Here is a 6,860-nt window from a genome sequence, read left to right as displayed (position 1 = left end):
CCAGAATCCAACTTCATTAATGTTGGCGAAAGAACCAACGTGGCCGGATCTAAAAAATTTCTCCGGCTCATTAAAGAAGAGAAGTTCAGTGAAGCGCTCGATATTGCGAGACATCAGGTAGAAGGTGGCGCACAGATTCTCGATGTTAATTTTGATGACGGACTTCTTGACGGAAAATACTGTATGGTAAAATTCCTTAACCTGATTGCTTCAGAACCAGATATTGCACGAATTCCAATCATGATAGACTCCTCTAAATGGGAAATTCTGGAGGCCGGCTTACAGGTCGTTCAGGGCAAATGTGTGGTGAATTCCATCAGTCTTAAAGAAGGCGAACAGGAATTTATCGACCACGCAAAAAATATAAAGCGTTACGGCGCCGCGGTTATTGTAATGGCTTTCGATGAAGAAGGACAGGCTGATAATTACGATCGCAGAATCGAAATCTGTAAACGCAGCTATAAAATTCTTACCGAAATTGTAGGCTTTCCACCGGAAGATATCATTTTCGACCTTAATATTTTCCCAGTTGCAACCGGAATGGAGGAACACCGTAGAAATGCGCTTGATTTTATAGAAGCAACAAAATGGGTGCGCGAAAATCTCCCCCATGTTTCTGTGAGCGGTGGCGTATCCAACGTATCGTTTTCTTTCCGGGGCAACGATAATGTGCGTGAAGCCATGCATTCGGTGTTTCTATATCACGCGATTAAGGCCGGAATGAACATGGGAATCGTTAATCCATCGATGCTTGAAGTTTACGATGAAATTCCCAAAGAGTTGCTCGAATTGGTAGAAGATGTAATGCTCGATCGCCGGGATGATGCTACAGAACGTCTTTTAGATTATTCTGAAAAACATAAATCAACCAAAAAAGAAACCGTTGAAGACTTGGAATGGCGTAAAAATCCTCTTCAGGAGCGAATTACGCATGCTTTAGTTAAAGGAATCGACCGGTTTATTATTGAAGATGTAGAAGAGGCCAGAACGCAAACCCAGCGACCGCTGGATGTGATTGAGGTGAACCTGATGGCCGGAATGAGCGTTGTTGGAGATCTTTTCGGAAGCGGAAAAATGTTTCTCCCGCAAGTAGTGAAATCGGCGCGTGTGATGAAAAAAGCGGTGGCATATCTGCAACCTTTCATCGAAGCGCAAAAAGACCAAACCCAGAAAGCCAACGGAAAAATCCTTATGGCTACAGTAAAAGGTGATGTTCATGACATCGGAAAAAATATTGTAAGTGTCGTTTTAGGCTGCAATAATTACGAAATCGTGGATTTGGGCGTTATGGTTCCGGCGGAAAAAATCATCCAGGCTGCCATTGATCATAAAGTGGATGTCATTGGTTTAAGCGGCCTTATTACGCCAAGTCTGGACGAAATGGTTCATGTTGCGGATGAACTTCAGCGCAAGAATTTGAACTTTCCGTTGATGATTGGCGGTGCAACCACTTCCAAAGCGCATACCGCCGTAAAGATTTTTCCTAAATATTCGCAGCCGGTTGTTCATGTGAATGATGCTTCCAGAGCGGTGGGCGTGGTTTCACAACTTTTGGATCAGAACAGAGAACAGTTTAAAGCTGATCTTAAAGCAGATTATGAAGACTTTAGAGAGAAATTCCTGAACCGGCAGGTAGAAAAAGAATATGTTCCAATTGAAGAAGCCAGAAAACAGAACTATAAAATCGATTGGGAAAATGAAATTCCTGTAAAGCCAAACACTTTAGGTATTCAAATCATCGAAAATCAGAATCTGAATGAATTGCTTGATTTCATAGACTGGACTCCTTTTTTCCGAAGCTGGGAACTTTACGGAAAATATCCGCAGATTTTAACTGATGAGGTTGTGGGCGAACATGCTACTGAACTTTTCTATGATGCACAGAAAATCCTGAAAATGATTCTGGATGAAAAACTATTCACCGCAAAAGGGATTTTTGGAATTTTCCCGGCCAATTCAAACGAAAGCGATGATATTATTCTGCAAAATGACCAGGAGGAATTTGCATTCCGCACCCTTAGACAGCAGCACAAAAAATCTGATGGAAAAGAATATCTGGCACTCAGTGATTTTATCGCTCCAAAATCTTCCGGCATCCAGGATTACGTAGGAGCGTTCTGTGTAACCACAGGTTTCGGTACTGAAGAACTCGCTCAGAAATATTACGACCAAGGCGACGATTATACGGCGATTATTGTAAAAGCTTTAGCCGACAGACTTGCAGAAGCTTTCGCAGAATTTCTGCACCATAAAGTGCGTACCCGTACTTGGGGTTATGCTCAAAACGAAAACCTGCAGAATGAGGATTTGATCGCAGAAAAATACTCCGGAATCCGGCCTGCGCCCGGTTATCCTGCATGTCCCGATCATCTGGAAAAACTGACCATCTGGGATTTATTAAAGGTGAAAGAAAACATTGGCGTAGAACTTACAGAAAGTTTGGCCATGTTCCCAACTGCAGCAGTTTCGGGATATTATTTTGCGCATCCGAAATCCAAATATTTCGGTGTTGGCAAAATTGCGGAAGATCAGTTAGCAGATTTTGCATCCAGAAAAAATATCGAAATAGAATTTGCCAGAAAATGGTTGAGTCCTAATCTTGCTTAAAAAATATATTTAAGAATGAAAATTACAGATCATATAAAAAACGCAAAAGGTAAAACCCTTTTTTCACTCGAAGTGGTACCGCCACAAAAAGGCATCGGTATTGAAGATCTTTACAAAAACATCGATCCGCTGATGGAATTTAAACCTCCGTTTATCGACGTTACAACTTCTCGTGAAGAATACATTTATCTCGACAAAGGAAACGGATTAATGGAACGCAAAATTACAAGAATGCGTCCCGGAACTTTAGGAATTTGCGCTGCAATACAGCATAAATACAATGTAGATACTGTGCCTCATGTTTTGTGCGGAGGTTTTTCCATGGAAGAAACCGAATATCTTTTGGTAGACTGTATGTATCTTGGAATTGAAAACGTAATGGCGCTGCGGGGTGATGCGATGAAAGGGCAGCAATATTTTGAACCTGCCGTGGGTGGCCACAGAAATGCGGTGGATTTGGTTCATCAAATCAACGATTTGGGCAGAGGTAAATATCTTCATGACGAGAAAGCCTGCGATGAAAACAATAAATTCTGCATCGGTGTCGCCGGTTATCCAGAAAAACACATTGAAGCTCCTTCCATGAACTACGACCTGAAATGGCTAAAAGAAAAAGTTGATGCAGGTGCAGATTATGTGGTGACGCAAATGTTTTTCGACAATAAAAAGTTTATTGATTTTGTAAAGCAGGCCCGTGATATGGGAATTAATGTTCCCATAATTCCGGGAATTAAACCAATCGCCACGAAAGCCCATCTGCAGATGCTTCCTAAAGTCTTTAAAATTGATCTGCCGGAAGAACTAATTTCTGCCGTAGAAAAAGCTAAAGACAACACAGCGGTAAAACAAATTGGCATTGAGTGGGCAATACAACAGTGCAGAGAACTGATAGATTTTGGCGTTCCTGTGCTGCACTTTTATTCGATGGGGAAAAGTGATAATATTAAGAAAATTGCTGGAGAGTTGTTTTAAAAGGACTTTTAAAAGTCCTTTTTTTATTATCTGTTCATGAATTGAACAAGTTTGATCAGTGATTCCTCCTGTTTTATTTTAATATTGTTTTCCTTAATAAACCTTTCTAACTCTTCTCTACGGTCTGGATAAATACTTACAAAATCTTTTGCATTCTTAGGTACCTGTAAAAGTTTTTCATCTGCTTTAATGAAATAGAGGGGATTTTGTTTTTCGAATTTAATGTATCCCTCCTTTATTAAAGAATTTGGTTCAATTGAACTTTTAATTTCCTTAAGTTTTATTTTTTCTTTCTTTAAAAGCTGATTTTTTCCGTCAACTAATCTGAAGTAATAGCCATTAGTTTCTTTTATATAAACTATAGGTGTATTAATCATTTCGAATTTAAAAACAGGAATGTCTTCATTCCTAGGGACCTCATACACCTTATCGTCAAATAAAATTTCAATTCGGTCCAAATGTGCATCGTACCTTATCGGTGCTTTTTCGTTGGTGTTTCCTATAATCGCCGACATAAAATTGACATTGAAATAGGGAGTGCCAACTATATTGTGTTGTGGCTTATCGGAATCTCTACTGACCGATAAAAGCGGACCGGTATATATTTTATATGAATGCTGACCGTAAACAGCAATTCCGCTGAAAATTAGTAAGATAAATAGAATAGATTTTTGCATAATGATGTTTTTATTTTATGTAATAAATTAATCCAATACATTTCCATAGCGTATTTTCATAGAAATTGCACGACAGGATTAACGGAAACTTTACGCTAATTATTAATAAACTGAGCTAGTTTTACAAGATCCGACTCTTCAGTTAACTTGATTTTATTGATTTTAAGGAAGTTGTTTAGTTCATCTTTTTTCTCAGGAAAATAGGTCAGAAGATCTTTTGTGTTTTTAAGAGTTATTACCTCACTGGATTCTGCTTTGATAAAATACAATGGCCGTTGGGATTCGAAGCGTGAAACTGTACCCGCAGCAAAATGGGTTTTAGAGGGAACTGCTCCGTAAAATTTAGTTTTAATTTTTTTTAGTATTTTGTATTTCCCGTCAGCAATTTCGAAAAAGTAACCTGCATATTCATCATGAGTGTCCAGAACAATTAATCTCTCGTTTGTTTTTGTAAAGGTGAATTTTTTAGGGGTAGCTTCTCTTGGAATCTCATAAATGTTATTGTCTATAAGGATTTCAACAATATCTAAAAAAGTATTGTATCTGATAGGTGCAACCGTAGGAGTATCATCAAATTTTGCCGATTCGAAATCAGGATTGTAATAAGGAGTTCCTTTGATTTCGGAATATTTAAGTTTTTCTTCCTGGTTATTTACTTCATCAGAGGCTTTTTTAAAATTGGCTACCCAGGAATTCCCTCCTGGACTGAGTTGTTGTGCCTCTAAAGAAAAGAAGGTTAAGGCTGTGACGATAAGACTGAAAAATAATTTCATTTTGCTGTTTTTTAGTAGGTGAATATTTACTGGGCACGCTTAATCCATCTGATTGTACTTCCGCATCAAGTTTTCATAGAAATTCTGCGGTAAAATCCATTTGAGAGGAACGCCTATTTTTTGTCCGAATTTCCCGAAATAATAATGGGCTTTCCAGGATTTTTTTGTGAGAAGTTTATCAATGTACTCTGCAACTTCTAAAGGTTCGGTGCCGTCATCTACATGAGCATTCATGATGGAATATATTTTTTCAAAAGTCTTTTGGTAAGGTTCAGAAACTTTTGTTTTCACTCGGTTTTCCGCGATTTTTGTTTTGATGTCGCCTAAATGAAGCGTACATACATTGATGTTCCAGGGAGAAACTTCATAACGAATCGCTTCGGTCACTTTATCTAATGCTGATTTTGAAGCGGAGTAAAACCCACGGAACGGCAATCCCATTTCGCTGCCGATACTCGAGATGTTGATGATTTTGCCTGATTTCTGCTCGCGCATCGTGGGTAAAACTGCGCTCATCATTTGTACAGCGCCTACCAAATTCAGGTTAAATAACTTTAAAATGTCTTCTTTTGTCGAATCTTCTACCGCGCCAACCATGCCCATTCCGGCATTGTTTATCAGGACATCAATGTTTTTTTCTGACTTTAAAATTTCTGAAATGGCATGTTGAACCTGCAGATTATCGGTAATATCTGTCGGAATCGTCTTGAAATATTGGGATTCGACATTTTTTCTGCTCAGTCCGAAAACCCGGTGGCCTTTCTTTCCGAAAAATTCAGCCAAAGCGAAACCAATTCCTGTAGAAGTTCCTGTAATAATTATGGTCATTGTTTTAGTTAGTTTTTTCGGTTATTTGAGCGAAATCCTGCCAAAAACTGGTGTAGGATTTTTCAACAACTTCAGGATTCTCGATGGTTAAATTTTTTATAAGGCAAAACGGAGCAAAACTCATGGCCATTCGGTGATCGTTGTATGTGGCGATCGAAATATTTTCATTAGGCTCGAAAAATTTTTGAGAAACAATACTGTCATCGGTAATATCTGCAATACAGCCGATTTTGAAAAGTTCGTTTTTCAGTGCCAGAAGTCTGTCGGTTTCTTTTATTTTTAAAGTTTCCAGGCCGGTGATTTCAAACGGGATTTTCAATGCTGTTGCAGTAACACAAAGGGTTTGGGCAATGTCTGGACAATCATTCATGTTTAAAACAATTTTTTCCGGAAACTGAAAATAATGCTCCGGTAGTAGAGAAATTCTGGATTCTGCGCCTTCGGAAATGGTATTTACGCCGAAAAATTTCCAGTAAATTTCTTTAATTACCGAATCGCCCTGAAGGGAATATGGTTTAAACCATTTTAAGTTTATCGTTTTTCGCGAAATCGCTGCGAGAGAATAATAATATGAGGCAGAGCTCCAGTCGCTTTCAACAACGAACGGAATACTTTGCGATTGCTTTTCGGTGTGAATGTTGGGCTGAATTTTAATGACATTTCCTTCCCAATAATTGTTTATTCCTACCGTTCTAAGGATTTTCAGCGTCATTTCGAGGTAGGGTTTTGAGGTAACTGTTCCTTCCAACTTAATTTGCAGACCGTTCTCCAGTTTTGCGCCGATGAGCATTAATGAAGTAATAAACTGGCTCGAAATATTAGCCGGAATCCGCACTGTACTTTTTATAATCTTCTTTCCCGTAATCTTCAATGGTGGGAATCCTTCGTTTTCAAGATAAGAAATTTCTGCGCCCAAATCCTGCAATGCATCGACCAGAAATTTTATCGGACGCTGTTTCATCCTCTCAGAACCGGTTAAAATTACGGTTTTGCCTTCCTGGAT

The 6,860-nt window shown here is 38.8% G+C and carries 6 protein-coding genes; 2 read left to right on the top strand and 4 right to left on the bottom strand.

The features are described from left to right. Window positions 1-2,607: methionine synthase (gene metH, locus V5N63_RS07585; RefSeq protein WP_332033464.1), on the top strand; the 2,607-nt coding region annotated here is incomplete at its 5' end. A gap of 15 nt (window positions 2,608-2,622) precedes the next feature. Next, window positions 2,623-3,579 (top strand): methylenetetrahydrofolate reductase [NAD(P)H], encoded by a 957-nt coding sequence (gene metF, locus V5N63_RS07580; RefSeq protein ID WP_332033463.1) that lies wholly within the window; start codon window positions 2,623-2,625, stop codon window positions 3,577-3,579. 26 nt (window positions 3,580-3,605) lie between these two features. Here the strand turns inward: metF and V5N63_RS07575 are convergent, their stop codons facing one another. The 4 genes from V5N63_RS07575 to V5N63_RS07560 form a co-directional block, all read right to left on the bottom strand. Further along, on the bottom strand, window positions 3,606-4,256 hold the full coding sequence (locus tag V5N63_RS07575) for a hypothetical protein (protein WP_332033462.1): 651 nt from the start codon (window positions 4,254-4,256) through the stop codon (window positions 3,606-3,608). Window positions 4,257-4,351: 95 nt separating this feature from the next. Continuing rightward, the gene (locus V5N63_RS07570) at window positions 4,352-5,029 is read right to left on the bottom strand and encodes a hypothetical protein (protein WP_332033461.1); all 678 of its coding nucleotides are present in this window, start codon (window positions 5,027-5,029) and stop codon (window positions 4,352-4,354) included. 39 nt (window positions 5,030-5,068) lie between these two features. Further along, window positions 5,069-5,857: an SDR family oxidoreductase gene (locus tag V5N63_RS07565; RefSeq protein ID WP_332033460.1), complete on the bottom strand. Its 789-nt coding sequence runs from the start codon at window positions 5,855-5,857 to the stop codon at window positions 5,069-5,071. Between the two features lie 4 nt (window positions 5,858-5,861). Then, window positions 5,862-6,860: 3-phosphoshikimate 1-carboxyvinyltransferase (locus V5N63_RS07560; RefSeq protein WP_332033459.1), on the bottom strand; the 999-nt coding region annotated here is incomplete at its 5' end.

The organism is Kaistella sp., assembly GCF_032060305.1.
GTDB classification, from domain to species: Bacteria; Bacteroidota; Bacteroidia; order Flavobacteriales; family Weeksellaceae; genus Kaistella; species Kaistella yananensis.
The sequence above is the reverse complement of the archived record's forward strand: the minus strand, read 5'-3'. Positions and strand labels throughout refer to the sequence as shown.